The organism is Gemmobacter aquatilis, from assembly GCF_900110025.1.
In the GTDB taxonomy this organism is placed as follows: Bacteria; Pseudomonadota; Alphaproteobacteria; order Rhodobacterales; family Rhodobacteraceae; genus Gemmobacter; species Gemmobacter aquatilis.
This window is the reverse complement of sequence record NZ_FOCE01000006.1, coordinates 192741-214316: the sequence shown is the minus strand read 5'-3', so window position 1 is coordinate 214316 and position 21576 is coordinate 192741. Positions and strand designations below refer to the sequence as shown.

Here is a 21576-nt window from a genome sequence, read left to right as displayed (position 1 = left end):
CGCCCGCCCGCTCGCTTGGCATTCTGCGCGCGGAAGACAAGACGGGAGGAGCATTCCATGAAAGCACTGGTCTATCAGGGTCCGGGCAAACGCGCCTGGGTCGAAAAGCCGATGCCGCAGATCCAGAAACCCACCGACGTGATCGTGCGCATCACCCGCACCACGATCTGTGGCACCGATCTGCATATCCTCAAGGGTGATGTGCCCACGGTCGCCAAGGACCGGACGCTGGGCCATGAGGGCGTTGGCGTGGTCGAAACGGTGGGGGCGGCGGTGCGCAGCTTCAAGCCGGGCGATTCCGTGCTGATTTCCTGCATCACCTCTTGCGGCAGTTGCGCCAACTGCAAGCGCCAGCTTTATTCGCATTGCGCCGATGGCGGCTGGCAGTTGGGCCACCTGATCGACGGCACGCAGGCCGAATATGTGCGCATCCCGCATGGTGACAACTCGCTGCACCCGATCCCCGCCGGTTCGGATGAAGAGGCACTGGTGATGCTTTCCGACATCCTGCCCACCGGGCTGGAAATCGGCGTGCTGGCCGGGCAGGTCGGCCCGGGCGATACGGTGGCAATCGTGGGTGCAGGCCCGATCGGCATGGCGGCGCTGCTGACGGCGCAGTTCTATTCGCCCGCGCGCATCATCATGGCCGACACGGACGGCAACCGCCTTGCGGTGGCGCGGCAGTTCGGGGCGACCGACACGGTCGATGTGTCCGAAGGGAACGCGGTCGAACGCATCCGCGCGCTGACCGACGGGGTTGGCGTCGATGTGGCCATCGAGGCGGTGGGCGTGCCCGCAACCTTTGACGTGTGCCAGCAGATCGTGGCCGCGGGCGGGCGCATCGCCAATGTCGGCGTGCATGGCGCCCCGGTCGAGCTGCATCTGGAAAACCTCTGGATCCAGAACATCAACATCTCGATGGGGCTGGTGAACACCAACACCACGCCGATGCTGATGAAAACCGTCCAGTCCGGCAAGATCGACCCGGCCCGCCTGATCACCCACCGTTTCGCGCTGGATGACATCATGGCCGCCTATGACGTGTTTGGTAACGCTGCCCGCGAAAAGGCGCTGAAAGTCATCCTTTCGGCCTGAGGGTTCTGCGGCGGCTGTCCATCCCCCGGGGCCGCCGCATACCTGTGGCGGTCGGGTGCATCCGCGCCCGGCCGTCCTTTACAGCAGGCGCCCGATTTCTTCCGCGCTCAGCACCTTGCCGGTGGACAGCAGCTTGCCATCCACCACCAGCCCCGGTGTGGACATCACGCCATGGGCCGCGATCTCGGCGATGTCTGTCACCTTGACGATTTCGGCCGCGATCCCTGCGGCTGCGGCGGCGGCTTTCGCATTCTCGCCCAGCGTCACACATTTGCGGCAGCCAGAGCCGAGTATCTTGATGATCATGTCCTGTCCTTTCAGATGAACCAGCCTGCAAGCAGGTTGAAGGTGAAACCGATGCCAAGGATGCCCAGCGTCACGACACCGGTGAAGGTGGCCAGCAGTGGCAGTTTCACCACCCGGTGCAGCATGACAAGCGAGGGCAGGGATAGTGCGGTGACCGCCATCATGAAGGCCAGAACGGTGCCCAGCCCCACGCCCTTGGCCACCAGCGCCTCGGCAATCGGCAATGTGCCGAAGATATCCGCATAGATCGGGATGCCGACCAGCGTGGCCACCGGCACGGCCCACCATTTGTCCTGCCCCAGCAGGGCTGTGATTGCACTTTCCGGGATCCAGTTGTGGATTGCGGCACCAATGCCCACGCCCGCCAGCACATAGGGCCAGACGCGGCTGGCAATCTCGGTCACCTGATCGCGGGCATAGGCCAGCCGTTCGCGGCGGGTCAGATGGTCGAAGGCGTTTGATACCGGAACAGTCCGCACGAACTCTGCCACCTGACCTTCCAGCCCCAGCCGCCCGATTACCGTGCCCCCGATCACCGCCACCAGCAACCCCAGCCCGACATAGGCCAGCGCGACAGGCCAGCTGAAGATCGAGGCCAGCAGAATGACCGAGGCCATGTCCACCAGCGGCGACGAGATGAGAAACGAGAAGGTCACCCCCAGCGGCAGCCCGGCGGCGGTGAAGCCGATGAACAGCGGAATGGACGAGCAGGAACAGAAGGGCGTGATCGTGCCCAGCAGCGCACCAAGCACATTCGCCCCGATCCCCGACCGCCCGCCCAGCAGGCGCCGCGTGCGTTCTGGCGGGAAATAGCTTTGCAGATAGGAAATCACGAAGATCAGCACCGACAGCAGGATGAAGATCTTGATCACGTCATAGACGAAGAACTGCACCGAGCCGCCGATCCGGCTGGCCGGGTCCAGCCCCACCGCCGAAACCCCCGCCGTCACCAGATCCGACAGCCACTGCATCCGCAGCAGTTGATCGTTCATCCAACCGATAACGTTCATGCCAACCGCCCCTGCCGTTCAGCGATTGCTTTTCCCACTGACATCAAAGCCCCCCGGTAAAACCTGCAGACTGGCCATACCTTGGCAGGATCCGCTGCCCGCGCCTTGATCTGTGACAGACCGGGCGTATTTAGCGGTTGTTGTCGATCCACCGCGACATGAGGCCCTTGTCCCGAAAACATTCGTCCGGCACGGCCCGGCGCTTGATGCGGGCCAGCCGTTCGGCAAATGCCACCTGTTTCGAGCTGGGCCGGGCATCCCCCGTCACGGGTTTCATCTGCGCCTGCGCCTCGATCCAGGTGCTCAGCGCGCGGCGATCCTGCTGCACCTCCCACGGCAGAAGTGTCTGGTTCCGAAGGGCGAGCGACCGCGCATAGGCAATCTGGCGCGGGGTGACGGGCAGGGCAAAGGTCGTGCTTTCCATGGCGATTCTCCCTTGCTGGGTATAGTTTCAATATAGAACAAAATAAGAACAAATTCAACTCTTGCCGGTGGCCATGCTCGTAAAAGCCTGCAAGATGCGAAAAGGCGAAAGGCATGGCACGTTACCTTGCGCGCAAAGGGGGAGTGATTTCGGGCACCGCGCAACCGCCCGGTTGGCCCTGCAGCGATCCGCATGCCCGCAGTTTCTGCTACAAAGCCATGAAAACACGCAGCAAATGCTCGCACTTCGCCCGTAAGCTGTGCAGGATATGGAAATCGGTCCGAAGGGGGAGAGTGCCAGTGCCGCCTGCACCCACGAAACTGCTGGAATCCTACGAGCTTGTCGCAGCCCCCATGACGCTGGACGACGTGCCGAAACTGCACGAGCTTTCCATTGGCGTCGGCTGGCCGCACCGCCCCGAGGATTGGGCGCTGGTGATCGGGCTGGGCGAAGGCATCGTTGCCCGGGATGAGATCGGGCGGGTCATTGGTTCGGCCATGTGGTTTCCACTGGGCGACGAATTTGCCGCCATCGGCATGGTCATCACCTCGCCCCGGCTGCAGGAAAACGGCGCGGGGCGCTGGCTGATGGGGCATATTCTGAACACGGTGGGCGCACGCGGCAAGGTGCTGAACGCGACGCGACCCGCCTACAGATTGTATATCTCGCTGGGCTTCATGCCGCTGAGCCCGGTGTATCAGCATAACGGGATCGTGGGTGCGGTGGCCCCCGGTCCGCGCCATGCCCGCCCAATGACAGCACAGGATGTTGCGGCGATCCATGGGCTGGACAGTATCGCCATGGGGATAGCGCGGCCCGATGTGCTGGACCGGCTGCTGCCGCTTTCCACAGGCACGGTGGTCGAACGTGATGGCCGGGTAACGGGCTTTGCCCTGTGCCGCAAGTTCGGGCGGGGGCATGTGGTCGGCCCCATCGTTGCAGAAAGCGAAGAGGATGCGATTGCCCTTGTCGCCCCTCATGCCGAGGCGATGGAGGGCAGTTTTCTGCGCGTCGATACGCGCCAGCCCGATGGCCCCTTCCGCCAGTTCTTGATCGGTTCGGGCATCCGTCATTACGATACCGTCACGCGCATGGGCCTGGGCCCGGTACCGCAGGCCACCGGGCCGGCCTTCACTTTCGGGCTGGTCAATCAGGCGCTGGGGTAAATCCCGCGCCTACATCATCCCCATGCTGCCCAGATCGCTGCCGTCGATCATCCGCTCGTACCGGAAGGGCCGTGGATCGACGGAAGGCGTATCGCCGCGGATCAGATCCGCCACCAGCCGCCCCGCCGCAGGCCCGATGCCGAAGCCATGCCCGGTATGCCCGGCTGAGATATAGACCCCGGGCCGCGACAGCACTGGCCCGATCACCGGAATGGCATCCGGCGTACAATCCACCATCCCGCCCCAGGCATGGGCGATGCGCAGTTCGGCCAGCCCCGGATAGGCCTTTGCCATCTCTGCCAGCCCGCGCCGTAGCAGGGCGGCATCGGGCTTCGGGTCCAGTACCCGGATACGCTCGAACGGCGAGGGACCATCCGCGCCCCAGCGTTGCAGCGAATCTGGCCCGGTGAAGAAACTGCTGCCCAGATGAAAGCGCAGCTTGGCCCGGCGCTTCACGAAGGTCGGCCAGAAGGGCCGCGCCTGCAGCATTCCCATCGGCGCCACATGCAGCTTGCCGAACCCGCTCAGCCCTACGGTATAGCCGCCATCCACCCGCCGCCGCAGCGTCAGGTCCGGCATGGAGTGCCCCCCGGACAGCAGCTCTGGCCCCGGTTCGGTGGCGAAAGAGGTGGATTGGATCGACGCCTGCAAAAAGGGCATCCCATGATGCCGCAGCAGCATCCCGGCCCAGGCGCCCCCCGCCACCAGCACCGCATTGCAGCCGATCCGCCCGGCCTCGGTCAGCACGCCGGACACGCGGCCCGCGCTGAATTCGATCTCGCGCGCGGCGCAGCCCTGATGCAGCGAGGCGCCTGCACGCCGTGCGGCTTCGGCCATCACCGGCACGGTCAGCGCCGGTTCGGCCCGGCCATCGGTGGGGGAGTGGACGCCACCTTTCCACGCCTGCGCGTGATGCGGCAGCAAAGCGGCGGCCTCGGCCCCGGAAATCATCCGGCTGTCCACCCCATAGCCGTGCGCCATCCGGCCCCAGGTCTCCCATGCGGCGAGATCGGCGTCACTGTTCGAGGTATAGATCAGACCACAGCGGCGAAAGCCCGCATCGGCCCCTGCCTCTGTCGCCAGCGTCTCCCACATGCGCAGGGCCAGAATGGCCAGCGGCAGTTCGCGTTCATCGCGGTTCTGCTGGCGGCACCAGCCCCAGTTGCGGCTGGATTGCTCGCCGCCGATCACGCCCTTTTCCAGTAGCGCGACCGACGTGCCGCGCCGCGCCAGTTCCCAGGCGGCGGCCACGCCGGAAATGCCGCCACCGATCACCACGACTTGCGCGTGGCGGGGCAGGGTTGCGTCGCTGGTCACAGCGCGGACGGGCGGAGACATGGCAGTTCCTTTCAGCGCAGGATCAGAAATCCGCGACTTTGCCCCAGGACGATTGTTCGAACCGCGCGGGGTGATAGGGTTTGGGATCAAGGATCGGGGCGGCCCCGGTGATCAGATCGGCGATCAGATGACCTGCGCCCGGCCCGATGCCAAAGCCATGGCCGCTGAACCCAGCCGCCAGAATGAAGCCGGGGATGTTGGTTTCCCCGATCGCGGGCACCCCATCCGGGGTGCTGTCGATATAGCCGGCCCAGGCGGCGGTGACCGGCACATCTGCCAGCGTCGGAAACAGCGCCCGCGCCCGGCGCAGGGTTTCGGTGATTTGGCTTTGATCGGGGCGTGGATCAAGGATGCGGTTGCGCTCCATGGGGGTGGGGGCATCCAGCCGCCAGCGGCGCAGCGTTTCATGCCCGGCGCGCACCCCCTCCAGCCCGCCGGGGGTCAGAGATTTGCGCCGCTTGAAGAACATCGGCAAAAAGCTGGTGGCAAAGCGCATCTGCTGTGGTGTCACATCCACCCGCGCCCGGCCCGAAATTGCCAGCGTATAGCCGCCATCACCGCGCCTTGTGCTGCTGACCTGCGCGGTGTGCAGCGCATCGGGCAGATCGGCACCCGGCCCCACCGCAAGGATCGACGCACGGACCGAGGCTTGCGGAAAGCGGATTCCCAACTGGCGGCAGAACGACGACGCCCAGGCCCCACCCGCCATCACCACGACCCGCGTGCGGATCACCCCGGCCTCGGTCACCACGCCTGCGACGCGCCCGCCCTCCAGCTCCAGCCCGCGGGCGGCGCAGCCCTGATGCACGCTGCCGCCGAACCGTTCGGTCCCCAGCGCGATCATTGGCGCCGCGCGTTCCGGGTCGGCAATGCCGTCACTGGGCGAAAACACCCCGCCTTTCCACGCCTTGCCGGTGGCGCGGCCGCGTTCCGCCGCCTCTGCCGCCGACAGCATCTGCGTCACAACCCCTTCGCCCCGCGCGAAATCGCGCCAGCGTGCCCAGCCCGCCAGTTCGGCCTCGTCATTCGACAGGTAATGCAGGCCGCAGCGGCGGAAGCCCACGTCCAGCCCTGTCTCGACCGCCATCGACTCCCACAGGGTCAGACTTTTGGTGGCCATCGGCAATTCGCGGGTATCGCGGTTCTGCTGGCGGCACCAGCCCCAGTTGCGGCTGGATTGTTCGGCACCGATCCGGCCCTTTTCCACAAGCGCCACCTTCACCCCGCGCTTTGCCAGATAATAGGCGGTGCAAATCCCCACGATCCCGCCGCCGATCACGACGACATCCGCCGCCTGCGGCAGGGTCTGGCTGGTGGCAACATGAAGCAAGGGTGCGGGCATGAGGGGGCCTCCTTTTGCCTCAGTCTAGGGCCGGAAGTGCGGGGGCGTCTGCCGCTGATGTCCATGTTGCGGCATATCCTGCTGACGATGCCCCGCTTGCCAGATCGTTATACTGCAAGACTTTTGTAAAACGGCCAGGTGCAGGATCTGCCGGTGACATTGATTTTCCGGCAGATCCTGCCTATACTTGAGATGTGCGGAGCAGGGCGGTGCCGCGGAACAGGGGGTGCATCGTGAAGCTTGACCGGATCGACATCCGCATCCTGCATGAATTGCAGAAGAATGGCCGCATCACCAATGTGGAACTGGCCGATCTGGTGCATCTGTCGCCCAGCCCTTGCCTGATGCGGGTGAAAAAGCTGCAACAGGCGGGCTATATCACCGGCTATTCCGCCCAGATCGACATTGCGAAACTGGGGCAGACGATCACCGTCTTTACCGAAGTCACCCTGAAGAACCACCGCCAGATTGATTTCGCCCGCTTCCAGCAGGCGGTCGAGAAGGTGGAGGAGGTGATCGAATGTCACCTGATTTCCGGTGGTTACGACTACCTTCTGAAATTCGTCACCGGCGGGATCGGCGATTATCAGACGATCATGGAACGGCTGACCGACAGCGATATCGGCATCGACAAGTATTTCAGCTTCGTGGTGATGAAATCGCCCTTCATCAAAGCCCACCTGCCGCTGAAAAGCATCTTCCCGATGTGACGGCGCCTATCGTGCCGCCACCCGTGGCGGCACGCTGTCCAGCCAGCCGGTATCCAGCTTCGGCACCGAGGAAAACAGCAGTTTCGAATAAGGGTGTTGCGCGCCGCCGTGCAGCTTGTCGGCAGGCAGCCGTTCCACCACTGCGCCGTTATACATCACCATCACATCGTCGCAGATCGCCTGCACGGTAGACAGATCATGGCTGATGAAGACGTAAGACAGATGCAATTCGCGCTGCAGTTCCTTCAGCAATTCGATCACCGCCGCCGCCACCACGGTATCCAGCGCCGAGGTGATCTCGTCGCACAGAATGACTTCGGGTTTGGCGGCCAGGGCGCGGGCCAGGTTGACGCGCTGCTTCTGCCCGCCCGAAAGCTCGCCCGGAAGCCGGTGCTTCATGGCGCGCGGCAGGCGGACCATATCCAGCAAGGCGTCAATCCGTGCCTCGCGCTCCGCCCCTTTCTGACCATGGTAGAACGTCAGCGGGCGGCCCAGAATATCCCCGACCGAACGCTGCGGGTTCAGCGCCGTATCGGCGAGTTGGAACACGATCTGCAGGCGGCGCAGTTCCTCCTTGTCGCGCAGCCGCGCCTCGGGGGCCAACGGATGGGCATCCAGCAGCACTTCGCCCGAAACCGGCGGCAGCAACCCGGCAATCGCCCGTGCCAATGTGGATTTGCCGGATCCGCTTTCGCCGATCACGCCAAGGTTTTGCCCCCGCTCCAACCGGCAGGACACATTGCGCAGCGCCAGTTTGGCGGGTTGGCCATCGCGGCCCAGCGGGCCATAGCCCGCCACCACATTCCGGACCTCCAGGATTGGGCGCTTGGCTGCCATGGTATCGGACCGTGCGGCCGAGGCATAGGGAACCGGCTCGAACGCCGCCAGCAATTCGCGGGTATAGGGGTGGCGCGCATGGTGCAGGATCTGCTCGACCGGGCCTTCCTCCTGCACCTCGCCGCCTTTCAGCACCACGATGCGGTCGGCGATCTGGGCCACCACGGCCAGATCGTGGCTGACATAAACCCCGCCCATGCCGCCCAGCTTCATCACCGATTTGAAGGCGCGCAGCACCTCGATCTGCGTTGTCACGTCCAGCGCGGTGGTGGGTTCGTCAAAGATCACCAGCTTCGGCCCGCCGATCAGCGCCATGGCCGCCGACAGCCGCTGCAATTGCCCGCCCGATACCTGATGCGGATAGCGCGCACCGATGGTTTCCGGGTCGGGCAGGGCCAGCGCGCGGAACAGGTCCACCGCCTTGGCGCGGGCGGCATCCGGTGTCATCAGCCTGTGGATCTGCGCGACCTCGATCACCTGATCCATCAACCGCTGCGACGGGTTGAAGGCGGCGGCGGCGCTTTGCGGCACATAGGCCACATCGGTGCCGCGCAGCATCTGGCGGCCCGCCTCCGGCATCGCCACCAGATCGCGCCCCGCCAGCCGCACTTCGCCGCCGGTGATGGTGCAGCCCGGGCGGGTATGGCCCATCAGCGTCAGCGCGATGGTGGTCTTGCCCGATCCGCTTTCGCCGATCAGCGCCACGATCTCGCCCTCGGCAATATCGAAGCTAACGCCTTTGATGATCTCGATCTTCCGGCCCGCATCGCTGCGCGCCTGCACCTTCAGATCACGGATTTCGACAAGGTTCATCATCATTCACTCCGGTCGCGGATCTTCACGGGCAGGTTGTCGATCAGCAGGTTGACGCTAATGGTCAGGCTGGCGATGGCAAGGCAGGGCATCAGCACCGCTGGCGCACCGAAGGGCAGGCCGCCGATGTTTTCGCGCACAAGGCTGCCCCAGTCGGCATTGGGCGGCTGCACGCCAAGGCCGAGGAACGACAGGCCCGACAGCAGCAGCACGATGAAGACGAAGCGCAACCCCAGATCGGCCAGAACCGGCCCGGTGATATTGGGCAGGATTTCCTGCGCGATCAGGTATCCCGTCCGCTCGCCCCGCGCGCGGGCCACGGTGACGTAATCCATGGTGTTGATGTTCACCGCCAGGGCCCGGGCAAAGCGGAAGGCACCGGGCGTATAGATCACCCCCAGCAGCACGATCAGCACCGGGATCGACGATCCGATGGCTGCCACCATCACCAGCCCGAACAGCTTGGACGGGATCGAGTTCAGCGCATCCAGCAACCGGCTCAGCCCGGTATCCAGCCAGCCCCCGACCACGGCCGCCGTCATCCCCAGCACCACGCCGGAAAAACAGGCCAGACACACGGCCGCCAGCGAGATACCCACGGTATAGCGCGCGCCCATCAGGATGCGCGAAAAGATGTCGCGTCCCAGATAATCCGATCCCATCCACAGGGTGGAAGACATCGGGCCGTAATAATCGAAATCGACAATCTCGCCCGGTGGATAGGGGCTCAGCATCGGGCCGATCACCGCGACGACGGCCCAGAAACAGACCATGGCGGCGGCACAGATCCCGACCGTGTTCATGTGATAGCCGAAGTGGCGGGGGGTGGGCAAAAAGCCTTTGGAGAACATGGGCGCCATCACTTTCGCAGCTTCGGGTTGGACAGGATCGCGATGATATCCGCCAGTGTGATCAGCAGCAGGTAACCAAGGCAGAAGATCATTGCGCAGGTCTGGATCAGCGGCAGGTCGCGGGTGGACACGGCATCGACCATCAGCTTGGCAATGCCGGGATAGTTGAAGATCGTCTCGACGATGATCACCCCGCCCAGCAGATAGGACAGCGACAGGGCGACCGCGTTGACGATGGGGCCAATCGCATTTGGCAGCGCATGGCGCAGCACCATCCGGCGGCGCGAGGCGCCCTTCAGCAGCGCCATTTCCACATAGGGCATCTTCAGCGCGTCGATCACGGCGGCCCGCGTCATGCGGATCATCTGCGCCGAAATCACACAGCACAGGGTGATGACCGGCATGGCAAACACCCGCAGCATCTCGGTCACGCTGGTCACCTCGTTGGCGAAAGACAGTGCGGGCAGCCATTTCAGCCAGACCGCGAAAGTCAGCACCGCCAGCGTGGCGATCATGAACTCGGGCACCGAAATCACCGCGACGATGCCCATGGTGATGATCCGGTCATAGACCGACCCGCGATACATGGCCGTGGTGATGCCCAGAAACAGCGCCAGCGGCACGGCAACAGCGGCGGTCACGGCGGCCAGCATCAGCGTATTGGCCAGCCGCCCGCCGATCAGATCGGCCACCGGCATGTCATTGGCATAGGAATTGCCCAGTTCGCCTTGCGCCAGCCCGATCAGCCAGTGGCCATAGCGCAGGATCGCCGGGTCGTTCAGGTGCATGGCCTCGCGCAGCGCGGCCACAGCCTCGGGCGTGGCGGCCTGACCCAGCAGGATCTGCACCACATCGCCCGGCAGCATCTGGGTGGCGGCAAACACGACGAAAGAGACAATCAGCAGGGTGACAAAGGCCACCCCCAGCCTGCCGAGAACCAATCGGGAAATCTGCATATTCATCTGGGGGGCCCTTCGCAAATAAATGGGGGTGCCGGGGTTGGCCCCGGCACCCCAGGGGGTTGTAATCAGGCTTCAAGCCAGACGTATTCGGCCATCGCATAGCCCATCTGGCCACCCAGCGGGTTGGCTTTCAGGCCTTGCAGCTTGCTCGATTTCGCATCGACATTCGACAGGAAGACCGGGATCGCGGTGCCGGCTTCATTCGACACCATCACCTGCATCTCGTCATAGATCGTCTTGCGCTTGGCGAAATCCAGCTCGCCCCGAGCCTCGACCAGCATCGAGTCGAATTTCTTCGATTTGTACTGGCTCTCGTTCCACGGTGCATTGGTATCATAGAGCAGCGAGAACAGGATGTCCGGCGTCGGGCGTGGGTTGATATTGCCGAAATGGATCGGCGCCACCAGCCAATAGTTGGACCAGTAGCCATCCGACGGCACGCGCTGGATGTCGAACTTCATGCCGATCTCAGCGCCCGATTGCTGCAGCAGCGTCGCCATTTCAATCGAAGAGGTGGCCGCTTCCGACGCCACGACCGGGATGGATTGGCCCAGCAGCCCGGCCTTTTCGAACAGCGACTTTGCTTTTTCCGGGTCATAGGCGCGCGGTTTCAGTTCCGCGTTGTAATAGGGGCTCATCGGCGAGATCGGCTGGTCATTGGCAATCTCGGCCAGACCACGCGCCACCGATTTCTGGATCAGTTCGCGGTTCAGCAGACATTTCACACCTTCGATGAAGCCCGCCTTGTCGCCCGGCGACATGTCAAGGCGCATGTTCAGGTTGGTATAGTTGCCCGAGGTGGTGGTGGACAGATCGAAGCCCGACTGGCTTTCCACCAGGCGGATCGACTGCGGCTTGATCGAGGCGGCCAGATGAATGTCGCCCGACAGCAGCGCGTTCACGCGGGCGCTGTCGTCGGAAATGGCGAAATATTCAAAGCTGTCCAGATGGGCGCCGCCGGATTTGAAGTAGTTCTCGTTACGCACCATGATGGATTTCACGCCGGGCTCGAACACTTCGACCTTGAAGGCGCCGGTGCCGTTGGCGGTCGAGAAATCGGTGGTGCCCTCGGCGATGATCATGAAATGGTGCATCGACAGGATGGTCGGCAGGTCGGCATTGGCGGCAACCAGCGTGATCTGCACGGTCAGCGGATCGACGGCCTTGATTTCCACCATCTGCTTGGCGATCGAGTTGACCTTCGAGCCAATATTCTCATCCAGATGGCGGTTCAGTGAATAGACCACATCGGCGGCGGTCAGCGACTTGCCATTGTGGAAGGTGACGCCGGATTTCAGCTTGATGGTCCAGACCTTGGCATCGCTGGTGTCGATGCTGTCGGCCAGTTCCATGTTCACGGTGCCGGTTTCATCAAGGAAGGTCAGCCGGTTGTAGACGGAACAGCAGCGGACGTAATCGGTGGACAGCGAGGCTTTTGCCGGGTCCAGCGTATCGGCGGTGGAGGCGGACCAGCCCGCCGCCTTGAAATGGCCACCGCGCACCGGGGTTGCGGCCAGCGCGGCCGAGGCGCGGCCGAGGATCGTGCCACCCGCCGCAAGGCTCACACCGCCCGCCATGAACATGCGCAGCAGATCGCGGCGGGTTGCCCCGCGGCGCATCGCGTTTTCAACCATCGCGTCATCGCGGCTGGTCCAGTTCGTGACACTTTTGTTGGTCATGTCTTCCGTTCCCTGTTGATGCGCCGAAGCGCGGTGTTATGCCCTGTGCCCGCAACTGCGGGCCGGGCGGTTTCAGACAAATTCCATCGCGACGGCATCGGCCAACGCCGCCATCGAGGTGAAATGGTAGTCGGGGGGCGTGAACTCTGCCGGGGCGATGGTGCCGCCATAGCCCGGCACGGCATGGCGCCGTTCGATCCAGCAATTGGTCATGCCCAAGGCGCGGGAAATGCCGATGTCATGGTATTGGCTTTGCGCCACATGCAGAATGTCATCACGGCTGGCGCCCTCGGTTTCGACAAAGGCGAACACCTGATGGAAAAACGCGGGATCGGGCTTTTCCGTGCCTGTATCATCGGTGGTGAAGGCCGCGTGGAACGGGTGGTCCAAGGCGGTGTCAAAATGCGCGAAGGCCCAGCGTTGCGCGTTGGTCATGGCGATCAGCCGGTAGTGCTGGCGCAGCTGCGCCATCGCTGCCACGCTGTCGGCAAAGGGTTTCCACCCCGCGACGGAGGCGCGCAGCCGCGCCCCCAGCGCCGGATCGGGGCGCAGCCCCAGCGCAGGGGCAATCGCCCCATAGACCCGCGCCAGATCATCGGGAAAGCGCAGCGCATCCGTCGTATAGCGAGCGGTGCGATACAGCGTCAGGGCTGCCTCGCCATCAATATCCACGCCATCTTCAGCGGCGATTTCGCGCAGCCCGGCCACAAGCCCGGCCTCGAAGTCGATCAGCGTGCCGACGACATCGAAGCTCAGATAGCGAAAAGAAGTCAGCGGTTTTGCTGGCATCGCGTGATCCCTGTGATCCTGCCCGCCTTGGCGGGCGTATTCCCCGTGGTGCGGCAGAATTTTCTGCCATCGGCTTGGCCCGGCTTGTGCTGCGGGCTTCTGTGACAAGCATGGAGGAAATCCGTCTTGTCCTTGGGTCATTCTTGGCCAGTTTTGCGGGGGCAAAACGCCGAAAAATCCGGGCACACGGCAGAATGTGCTGAATCACCGCCATGCAGCGGAATCGGCTCAATAGCCCCGTATCCGGTCGATCAGCCCCGCGACCGGCTGCCCTGCCAGATCGGCGCGGATTGCCGCGATCACATGGCGCGCGCCATCACCGGGCCGGGTCTGGCAGGCGATATGCGGGGTCAGGATCACGCGCGGATGCGCCCAGAGCGGATGGTTGGCGGGCAGGGGTTCTGGCGCGGTCACGTCCAGCACGGCACCGGCAACCTGACCCGAATCCAGCGCATCCAGAAGCGCAGCATGATCCAGTTGCCGCCCGCGCCCGGCGTGAACCAGCCGCGCGCCCCGGGGCAGCCGGGCAAACAGCCCGGCATTCAGGATGCCCTCGGTCTCTGCCGTCAGCGGCAGCAGGCAGATCAGCAGATCGGTGCGGGCCAGAAATGCATCCAGATCGGTGAAGCACGCCACCCCTTCGATCTGCCGCGCCTTGCGGCTCCACCCCGCCAGCGGAAAGCCGAAGGGGCGCAGCGCCGCCAGCGCCGCCTGACCCAGTTGCCCCAGCCCCATCACGCCCACGCGCCGCTCTTCTGCGGGCAGGTTCTTGCCCGCCTGCCAGACCCCGGCGCGCTGCTGGCCCAGATAGGCCGGCAGATCGCGATGCAGCGCCAGCGTCGCCAGCGTGACATATTCCTGCATCTGCTGCGGAATCCCGGGTTCCAGCATCCGCACCACGCCCACATGCGGCGGCAGCGCCGCCAGATCGAACTGATCGACCCCGGCGCCCACCGAAAAGATCAGCCGCAGGTTGGGGAACCGCGCCGCCAGATCGTCGGGCGCCGTCCATGTCACCAGATAGCGCACCGCCTTCGGATCGGGGGCCTGCCCGACATGGAACGGCATGTCGGGCAGGGCGGCAGCAAAGGCCGCCTGAAACACGGCGCCGCGCGCCGGATCAGACAGATACAGAACCGTCATCAGCGCAGCGCAGCCCGCACATCGGCATCTTCCAGCGTCTGGTCCAGCGTCAGGCGCGTGCGCTCTACAATCCCGTCGATCTCGGCCTCGGTGCAGCACAGCGGCGGGGCATAGCCCAGCACGCCATTGCCGAAAGCCCGGATGACCAGCCCGTTCTCCCAAGCCCGGTCAAAGATCCGCTGCGAAGGCAGCGCCGCAGCGGGCAGGGGGGTCTTCAGTGCCTTGTCGGTCACCAGCTCCACCGCCGCCAGCATCCCGCGCCCGCGCACGTCGCCCACCAGCGGATGATCGGCCAGCCCGGCCAGCCCGGCCTGCAACCGCGCACCCATCTTGCGGCCATTTTCCAGCAGCCCGCCCTCATACAGATCCAGCACCGCCAGCCCCACGGCGGCGCTGACCGGATGCGCCGAATAGGTGAAGCCATGCCCGACGGCTGCCGCCCCCGCATGATCCGCGATCACCTGATACAGCCGGTCCGACAGGAACACCGCCCCCATCGGCACATAGCCCGAGGTCAGGCCCTTGGCGCAGGTCATCATATCCGGCACGATGCCATCTTCGGCGCAGGCAAACAGCGGGCCGGTGCGGCCAAAGCCGGTGATGACCTCATCCGCGATGAACAGGATATCCAGCTCGGTGCAGACATCCCGCATCGCCTTCATCCAGCCCGCCGGCGGCACCAGCACGCCACCCGACCCCTGAATCGGTTCGGCATAAAATGCCGCAACCCGCTCTGCCCCGCCAATCTCCTGCACCTTGGCGCGCAGTTGCGCCACCGATGCGGCGATGATCGCCGCCGGGTCGCTGCCCACCGGGTTGCGATAGGTATAATGCGACGGAATCTTGTGCTGCCAGTCCATCGGCAGGCCGAAGCCCGCATGGAACACCGGCAGCGCTGTCAGCCCGGCCCCCACAGTGGACGAGCCGTGATAGCCCTGTTCCAGCGAGATGAACTGATCCTTCTGCGGCAGACCCCGGGCCGTCCAGTAATAGCGTGCGAACCGCACAGTGCTATCCACCGCATCCGAGCCGCCAAGGGTGAAATAGACATGTTTCAGATCGCCCGGCGCGAGATCGGCCAGCCGCGCCGCCAGCCGGATCGGCGGTTCCGACCCCAACCCGAAATAGCCGGTGGCATAGGGCAGTTCGCGCAATTGCCGGGTAGCAGCCTCGATCACCGTTTCTTGCCCATAACCGGCATTGACGCACCACAGGCCGGCAAAGCCGTCAATCAGGGTCTTGCCATTGGCATCGGTGACCGTGGCGCCTTTGGCCGAGGTCAGCATCCGCACCCCGGCCTTCTCATGCCCGCGCCACGAGGCGACGGGGTGAATCAGGTGGGCGCGATCAAGTTCGATGAGGGAATTGCTAAGCATTTTGATCTCCGGGGAAAGGGTCAGCCGAGCGCCTGCGCGGCCAGCGCAAAGACGGTGGCAGAAGGGGGCGCGGCTGTTGCATCGCCGCGACGCATGGCAACGCCGCCGCCGACAGAGGCCAGCCCCTGCGCGGTCAGCCAGGGCGCCAGCCCCGCCGCCGCCGTGGTATCGACGCGCAGGAAGGCCCCGGCGCGTTGGGCAAAGAAGAAAGACAGCAAGCGCTGCGCCGCATCCAGAGAGTCGGCGATCACCGGGCCGATCACCTCGCCGCGGCCAAAGGCGCGCAGGGCGGCAAATCCCGTCAGCGTGGCGCCCGTGCGGATCACCGCGATCCGCCCTTCGGTCATCAGCCGGGCGATCAACGTGCCACGATCCGCCCCGGTCGCCTGCTTGTCCAGTGCCGCGATGGCAGGCAGATCGGCGGGGCTGGCCCATTCCACCCCGTCGGGCATCGCATGGCGTCCAACGATGCCCTGATGTTGCAGAATGTGGCCCGTTTCACGGAAGCCCAGCTTTTCATACAGTGGCTTGCCCTCGACCGTGGCCACCAGACGCCATTCCGGTACATCCACCCCGGCCATCATCCGGTCCATCAGGCGGCGCCCGAGGCCTCGCCCGCGCATCCGCGCATCGACGATGATCATATTGGCCATGGCGACCGGGCCAAAAGGCGTGGCCAGCGCGGTGCCGACCACATCGCCCCCGTCCAGGGCCACCACGCCCTGGCTGATCTGCAGCACCAGCCGCCAGTCTTCCATCCGGTGCGGCCAGCCCGCCTCACGCGACAGGCGCAGTGCGCCCTCCAGATGGGCGGGGGTGAATCGGTCGAAGGTGAGTGTGTCGGTCATGGCTACCTGCTGAAAGCTCAAGCGTGCCTCCAGATTAGGGGCTGCCCCGGCGCAGGTGCATCGGCAGAAGCTCCCGCCGCACAATCTTCCGCCGTTCCGCCCCCGGCACACCGCAGGATGTGCCACGCCCCGGCAGCGCCCGTCGCCTGGTCCGCTGTCCCTGGGCTGAGGCTGCCGCAACTCTGTGCCGCCCGCCTGCCCGGATACGGTGTTTTCTGCTATGGCCGGGCCGCATTGCGGCGGGGGGGCGTGGCCTGCCCGGCATAAACTGCGGTCAACGGCCTTCCTGATGCCGCCCCACCTCTCCACCAGATCCGAGGAACCGCAATGACCCCCTTCCGTCCGAAATACATCACGTTCGATTGCTACGGCACGCTGACCAATTTCGACATGGCTGGTGCCGCCCGCCGCATCTATGGCGACATGCTGGACGAGCCGAAGATGGCCACGTTCATCAAGAACTTCGCGGCCTACCGGCTGGACGAGGTTCTGGGCGCCTGGAAGCCCTATGCCGAGGTCGTGCACAATGCGCTGGAACGCACCTGCAAGCGGAACGGCGTAGTCTTCCGCGACGAAGACGCGCTGCAGATCTATAACGAGGTGCCCACCTGGGGGCCGCACCCGGATGTGCCCGCAGGCCTTGCCAAGGTGGCTAAAGACATTCCGCTGGTCATCCTGTCCAACGCGATGAACTGCCAGATCATGTCGAATGTCGAAAAGCTGGGCGCGCCATTCTACAAGGTCATCACCGCCGAACAAACCGGCAGCTACAAGCCGCAGATGAACGGTTTTGAATACATGTTCGATGCGCTGGGCTGCGGGCCGGAAGACATCACCCATGTCTCCTCGTCCTTCCGCTATGATCTGATGACGGCTTATGATCTTGGGATCAAGTCCAAGGTCTGGGTGAACCGCAAGCACGAACCCGCCAACCCGTTCTACGAATACACGGAAATCACCGATATCGGCGGCCTGCCCGGCGTGTTCGGGCTGTAAGGGGGCAGGGCGATGCAGTTCAACTCCTACTGGCAAGACACCGCCCCCGCCTTCACTGGCGGTACGGCGGGGCCGGTTTCCGGTCACTATGACGTGGCGGTGATCGGTGCGGGCTTCACTGGGCTTGGGGCGGCGCGCAAACTGGCGCAGCAGGGCCGCCGCGTCGTGGTGCTGGAGGCAAGGACGGTCGGCTTCGGCGCCTCGGGGCGCAATGGCGGGCATCTGAACAACGGCATCGCCCACAGCTTCCTGCACGCCAAGGGCCTGTTTGGTGCCGAGCGGGCCAAGGCGATGTATCGCGCCTTCGATCAGGGTATCGAAACCATCGAGCGCCTCATCGCCGAAGAAGGCATCGCTTGCGATTTCCGCCGCGCGGGCAAGCTGAAGCTCGCCTCCAAACCGGCGCATTACGACAGCATCGCCCGCAATTTTGACGCGATCCACCGCGAGGTGGATCCCGATACCGCGATGCTGTCCAAGGCCGATCTAGCGGGCGAGGTGGGCTCTGACGCGTTCCATGGGGCCATGCTGCAACGCAAAAGCGCCATGATGCACATGGGCCGCTTTGTGGTGGGTCTGGCCGAGGCCGCCGCACGGCATGGCGCGGTGATCCATGAAAACGCCCCCGTCACTGCCCGCCGCCCCAATGGCAAGGGCTGGGATCTGACAACGCCGCAAGGCACCATTCGTGCCGACAAGGTGTTTCTGGCCACCGGCGCCTATACCACCGGCGCTTTCGGCTATTTCCGCCGCCGCATCGTGCCGGTGGGCAGCTTCCTGCTCGCCACCCGCCCGCTCAGCCCGGCAGAGGTCGCGGCCACCATGCCCGGCAACCGCACCTGCGTCACTTCGCTCAATATCGGCAATTACTTCCGCCTGTCGCCCGACAACCGGCTTATCTTCGGCGGTCGCGCCCGCTTCTCAGCCCGCTCCGATCAGCAGTCGGATGCCAAAAGCGGTGCCATCCTGCAGGCCGCGCTGGCGGGCATCTTTCCGCAACTCGCCAAGGTCGAGGTCGATTATTGCTGGGGTGGGCTGGTCGATATGACCAAGGACCGCTTCCCCCGCGCGGGGCAGGCGGATGGGGTCTATTACTCCATGGGCTATTCCGGCCATGGCGCCCAGATCGCCACCCATATGGGCGAGATCATGGCCGATCTGATGACGGGCCGCATCGACTGCAATCCCTGGGCGGATATTCCGTGGAATGCGGTGCCCGGACATTTCGGTCAGCCCTGGTTCCTGCCGCTGGTCGGTACCTACTACAAACTGCTGGACCGGGTGCAATAGCACCCGGCCCTTTCATCTTGGTCTAAATATCCCGAGGGGTGAGCCCGGACCGGGCGAGGGGGGCAGCGCCCCCCTTCTTTCTTACAGCCCGGCCATGTGAAACGCCTTGGTTTCCAGATATTCCTCGATCCCGACCCGCGCGCCCTCACGCCCCAACCCGGATTGCTTGACCCCGCCAAAGGGGGAAACCGTGGTCGAAATGCTGCCGGTGTTCAGCCCCACCATGCCGAATTCCAGCGCCTGCCCCACCCGCCAGGCGCGGCGGTGGCTTTCGGTGTAGAAATAGGCGGCAAGGCCGAAGGGCGTGGCATTGGCCAGCCGCACCGCCTCTTCCTCGGTCTCGAAGCGGAACAGCGGTGCCACCGGGCCAAAGGTTTCTTCCTGCGCCAGCTCCATCGCCTCGGTCGCGCCGGTCAGCACCATCGGCGCCGCAAACTGCCCGCCTTCCGGCACCTCGGCACGGGCCAGCACCTTTGCCCCCTTCGCCACCGCATCCGCCACATGGCGGGCGATCTTGTCGATGGCGGGGGCGTTGATCATCGGCCCGATTTCCACCCCCGGCTCCAGACCCGGCCCCACCTTCATTGCCGAAACCTTCGCGCCCAGCTTTGCGGCAAAGGCATCATAGACCCCGGCCTGCACCAGAATCCGGTTGGAACAGACGCAGGTTTGCCCGCCGTTGCGGAATTTCGAGGCAATCGCCCCCTCAACCGCCGCCTCCAGATCGGCATCGTCAAACACGATGAACGGCGCATTGCCGCCCAGCTCCAGCGACAGTCGCTTCACCGTCGGCGCGCATTGCGCCATCAGCAGCGACCCCACCCGCGTCGATCCGGTGAAGGACAGTTTGCGCACCACCGGATTGGCGGTCAGCTCTGCCCCGATCTCGGCAGGCATCCCGGTGACGATATTGATCACCCCCGCCGGAATCCCCGCCCGTTCGGCCAGAACCCCGAGTGCGAGCGCTGAAAAAGGTGTGAATTCCGAAGGTTTGATAACCACGGTGCAGCCCGCCGCCAGCGCCGGGGCCACCTTGCGGGTGATCATCGCGTTGGGAAAGTTCCACGGGGTCACGATGGCCGAAACGCCCACCGGCTCTTTCAGTACCACGATTTGCCGGTCGCCCGCCGGGGCGGGGATCACCGATCCGTCGATGCGACGGGCCTCTTCGGCGAACCATTTCACGAAACTGGCGCCATAGGCGATCTCGCCTTTCGCCTCGGCCAGCGGTTTGCCCTGTTCCAGCGTCAGGATCAGCGCCAGATCCTCGGCGTTTTCCTCCATCAGCGCGAACCAGCGCTCCAGCGCGGCGGCCCGCGTGGCATGGGGCAGCTTGCGCCAGCCCTGAAAAGCCGTATCGGCGGCGGCAATCGCGGCGGCGGTTTCCGCCCCCGAAGCATCGGGCACCGTGCCAATGACCGCGCCGGTTGCCGGATTGGTCACCGCCACGGTCTTGCCGTTGGCCGCAGGCAGCCATTGCCCGCCGATCAGTGCCGCCTGCCGGAACAGACCCGCATCCTTCAGCCCCGGAAGGCTTGGGTAAATCATTGTATCCATGATGAAATCCTCAGTCCAGCGCGGCCAGAACGGCCTGTGTGATCGTTGCGGTCCGGTCCTGCCCCGGCACGGTGCCGATGCCCTGCGCGGTGGTCGCCTCTACGGCCGCCATGATCCGCGCGGCGGCATCTGCCGCGCCCAGATGATCCAGCATCATTGCAGCAGACCAGATCGCGGCGATGGGGTTGGCCACGCCGAGATGGGCAATATCGGGGGCAGAGCCATGCACGGGCTCAAACATCGACGGCGCGCTGCGCGCGGGGTTGATATTGGCCGAGGCCGCAAAGCCCAGCCCGCCCTGAATGGCGGCGCCCAGATCGGTCAAGATGTCGCCGAACAGGTTCGATGCCACCACAACATCCAGCGTTTCCGGTGCCATCACCATCCGGGCGCAGATCGCATCGACGTGGTAGTGGCTGACCTCCACATCCGGGTATTCGGCGGCGATCAGGTCGGTGATCTCGTCCCAGAACACCATCGAATATTTCTGCGCATTGGATTTGGTCACCGAGGCCAGTTTGCCGCGCCGCTTGCGGGCCTGTTCAAAGCCAAAGCGCAGGATGCGCTCCACCCCCACCCGGGTAAAGACCGAGGTTTCCACCGCCACCTCATCGGCTGTGCCGACATGCACCCGGCCCCCGGCACCGGAATATTCGCCTTCGGTGTTTTCGCGGATGCAAAGAATATCAAAGCCTTGCTTGCGCAGCGGGCCTTCCACGCCGGGCAGCAGGCGATGCGGGCGGATATTGGCATATTGCACAAATGCCTTGCGGATCGGCAGCAGCAGGCCATGCAGCGACACCGCGTCGGGCACCTTGGCGGGCCAGCCCACGGCGCCCAGAAAAATGGCATCAAAACTGCGCAGGGTTTCGATCCCGTCTTCGGGCATCATGCGGCCTGTTTCCAGATAATACTCGCAAGACCATGGAAATGTTATACATTCCAGCAGGCTTGGCGCGGCTTTCTGCGCCACCTCCATGGCGGCTTCGGTCACGGGAAGGCCGATGCCATCCCCGGGAATCAGGGCGATACGATAGGTCATGT

The 21576-nt window shown here is 64.6% G+C and carries 20 protein-coding genes; 5 read left to right on the top strand and 15 right to left on the bottom strand.

Features of this window, described 5'->3' with window-relative positions; all coding sequences use genetic code 11:
* Window positions 1-57 precede the first annotated feature (57 nt).
* Window positions 58-1095, top strand: a complete 1038-nt coding sequence (locus BMX43_RS12450; protein ID WP_091301825.1) for a zinc-dependent alcohol dehydrogenase family protein — start codon at window positions 58-60, stop codon at window positions 1093-1095.
* A 78-nt stretch (window positions 1096-1173) separates the two neighbouring features.
* On the opposite strand, the gene BMX43_RS12445 is transcribed toward BMX43_RS12450, so the two are convergent.
* The 3 genes from BMX43_RS12445 to BMX43_RS12435 form a co-directional block, all read right to left on the bottom strand.
* Complete coding sequence (locus tag BMX43_RS12445) at window positions 1174-1401, bottom strand: thioredoxin family protein (RefSeq protein ID WP_091301823.1); 228 nt, start codon at window positions 1399-1401, stop codon at window positions 1174-1176.
* 11 nt (window positions 1402-1412) lie between these two features.
* Window positions 1413-2411, bottom strand: coding sequence for a permease (locus BMX43_RS12440; protein WP_091301821.1), 999 nt, complete (start codon window positions 2409-2411; stop codon window positions 1413-1415).
* Window positions 2412-2541: 130 nt separating this feature from the next.
* On the bottom strand, window positions 2542-2835 hold the full coding sequence (locus tag BMX43_RS12435) for a hypothetical protein (protein ID WP_091301819.1): 294 nt from the start codon (window positions 2833-2835) through the stop codon (window positions 2542-2544).
* A 299-nt stretch (window positions 2836-3134) separates the two neighbouring features.
* Between BMX43_RS12435 and BMX43_RS12430 the strand changes: the two genes are divergently transcribed.
* Window positions 3135-4001: a GNAT family N-acetyltransferase gene (locus BMX43_RS12430; protein ID WP_217643961.1), complete on the top strand. Its 867-nt coding sequence runs from the start codon at window positions 3135-3137 to the stop codon at window positions 3999-4001.
* 9 nt (window positions 4002-4010) lie between these two features.
* Here the strand turns inward: BMX43_RS12430 and BMX43_RS12425 are convergent, their stop codons facing one another.
* Both BMX43_RS12425 and BMX43_RS12420 read right to left on the bottom strand, forming a co-directional pair.
* Window positions 4011-5339 carry an NAD(P)/FAD-dependent oxidoreductase gene (locus tag BMX43_RS12425; RefSeq protein WP_091301817.1) on the bottom strand — a complete coding sequence of 443 codons (1329 nt, stop codon included), beginning with the start codon at window positions 5337-5339 and terminating at the stop codon, window positions 4011-4013.
* A gap of 22 nt (window positions 5340-5361) precedes the next feature.
* A complete protein-coding gene (locus tag BMX43_RS12420) occupies window positions 5362-6681 on the bottom strand; it encodes an NAD(P)/FAD-dependent oxidoreductase (RefSeq protein ID WP_091301815.1) in 1320 nt (439 codons plus the stop codon).
* A 233-nt stretch (window positions 6682-6914) separates the two neighbouring features.
* Between BMX43_RS12420 and BMX43_RS12415 the strand changes: the two genes are divergently transcribed.
* Entirely contained in the window at window positions 6915-7391 is a 477-nt protein-coding gene (locus BMX43_RS12415; RefSeq protein ID WP_091301887.1) for an Lrp/AsnC family transcriptional regulator, read from the top strand.
* A gap of 6 nt (window positions 7392-7397) precedes the next feature.
* Here BMX43_RS12415 and BMX43_RS12410 read toward each other — a convergent pair whose 3' ends face one another.
* From BMX43_RS12410 to BMX43_RS12375, 8 genes are all read right to left on the bottom strand, one after another.
* A complete protein-coding gene (locus BMX43_RS12410) occupies window positions 7398-9044 on the bottom strand; it encodes an ABC transporter ATP-binding protein (RefSeq protein WP_091301884.1) in 1647 nt (548 codons plus the stop codon).
* A complete protein-coding gene (locus BMX43_RS12405) occupies window positions 9044-9901 on the bottom strand; it encodes an ABC transporter permease (protein ID WP_091301813.1) in 858 nt (285 codons plus the stop codon). Before BMX43_RS12405 ends, BMX43_RS12410 begins: the two co-directional genes overlap by 1 nt.
* Complete coding sequence (locus BMX43_RS12400) at window positions 9901-10854, bottom strand: ABC transporter permease (RefSeq protein ID WP_091301811.1); 954 nt, start codon at window positions 10852-10854, stop codon at window positions 9901-9903. Before BMX43_RS12400 ends, BMX43_RS12405 begins: the two co-directional genes overlap by 1 nt.
* Window positions 10855-10919: 65 nt before the next feature.
* Entirely contained in the window at window positions 10920-12533 is a 1614-nt protein-coding gene (locus BMX43_RS12395; protein WP_091301809.1) for an ABC transporter substrate-binding protein, read from the bottom strand.
* 72 nt (window positions 12534-12605) lie between these two features.
* Window positions 12606-13322, bottom strand: a complete 717-nt coding sequence (locus tag BMX43_RS12390) for an HAD-IA family hydrolase (RefSeq protein ID WP_091301807.1) — start codon at window positions 13320-13322, stop codon at window positions 12606-12608.
* Between the two features lie 228 nt (window positions 13323-13550).
* On the bottom strand, window positions 13551-14465 hold the full coding sequence (locus tag BMX43_RS12385) for a 2-hydroxyacid dehydrogenase (RefSeq protein WP_091301805.1): 915 nt from the start codon (window positions 14463-14465) through the stop codon (window positions 13551-13553).
* A complete protein-coding gene (locus BMX43_RS12380) occupies window positions 14465-15841 on the bottom strand; it encodes an aspartate aminotransferase family protein (RefSeq protein ID WP_091301803.1) in 1377 nt (458 codons plus the stop codon). Before BMX43_RS12380 ends, BMX43_RS12385 begins: the two co-directional genes overlap by 1 nt.
* Window positions 15842-15861: 20 nt before the next feature.
* On the bottom strand, window positions 15862-16689 hold the full coding sequence (locus BMX43_RS12375) for a GNAT family N-acetyltransferase (protein ID WP_091301801.1): 828 nt from the start codon (window positions 16687-16689) through the stop codon (window positions 15862-15864).
* Between the two features lie 327 nt (window positions 16690-17016).
* Here BMX43_RS12375 and BMX43_RS12370 point away from each other — a divergent pair, with 327 nt between their 5' ends.
* Both BMX43_RS12370 and BMX43_RS12365 read left to right on the top strand, forming a co-directional pair.
* Entirely contained in the window at window positions 17017-17685 is a 669-nt protein-coding gene (locus tag BMX43_RS12370; protein WP_091301798.1) for a haloacid dehalogenase type II, read from the top strand.
* 12 nt (window positions 17686-17697) lie between these two features.
* A complete protein-coding gene (locus BMX43_RS12365) occupies window positions 17698-18975 on the top strand; it encodes an NAD(P)/FAD-dependent oxidoreductase (protein ID WP_091301796.1) in 1278 nt (425 codons plus the stop codon).
* An 81-nt stretch (window positions 18976-19056) separates the two neighbouring features.
* On the opposite strand, the gene BMX43_RS12360 is transcribed toward BMX43_RS12365, so the two are convergent.
* Together BMX43_RS12360 and BMX43_RS12355 are read right to left on the bottom strand one after the other, a co-directional pair.
* Window positions 19057-20532 carry an NAD-dependent succinate-semialdehyde dehydrogenase gene (locus tag BMX43_RS12360; RefSeq protein ID WP_425431803.1) on the bottom strand — a complete coding sequence of 492 codons (1476 nt, stop codon included), beginning with the start codon at window positions 20530-20532 and terminating at the stop codon, window positions 19057-19059.
* 10 nt (window positions 20533-20542) lie between these two features.
* Window positions 20543-21574, bottom strand: coding sequence for a tartrate dehydrogenase (locus tag BMX43_RS12355; protein WP_091301794.1), 1032 nt, complete (start codon window positions 21572-21574; stop codon window positions 20543-20545).
* Window positions 21575-21576 lie beyond the last annotated feature (2 nt).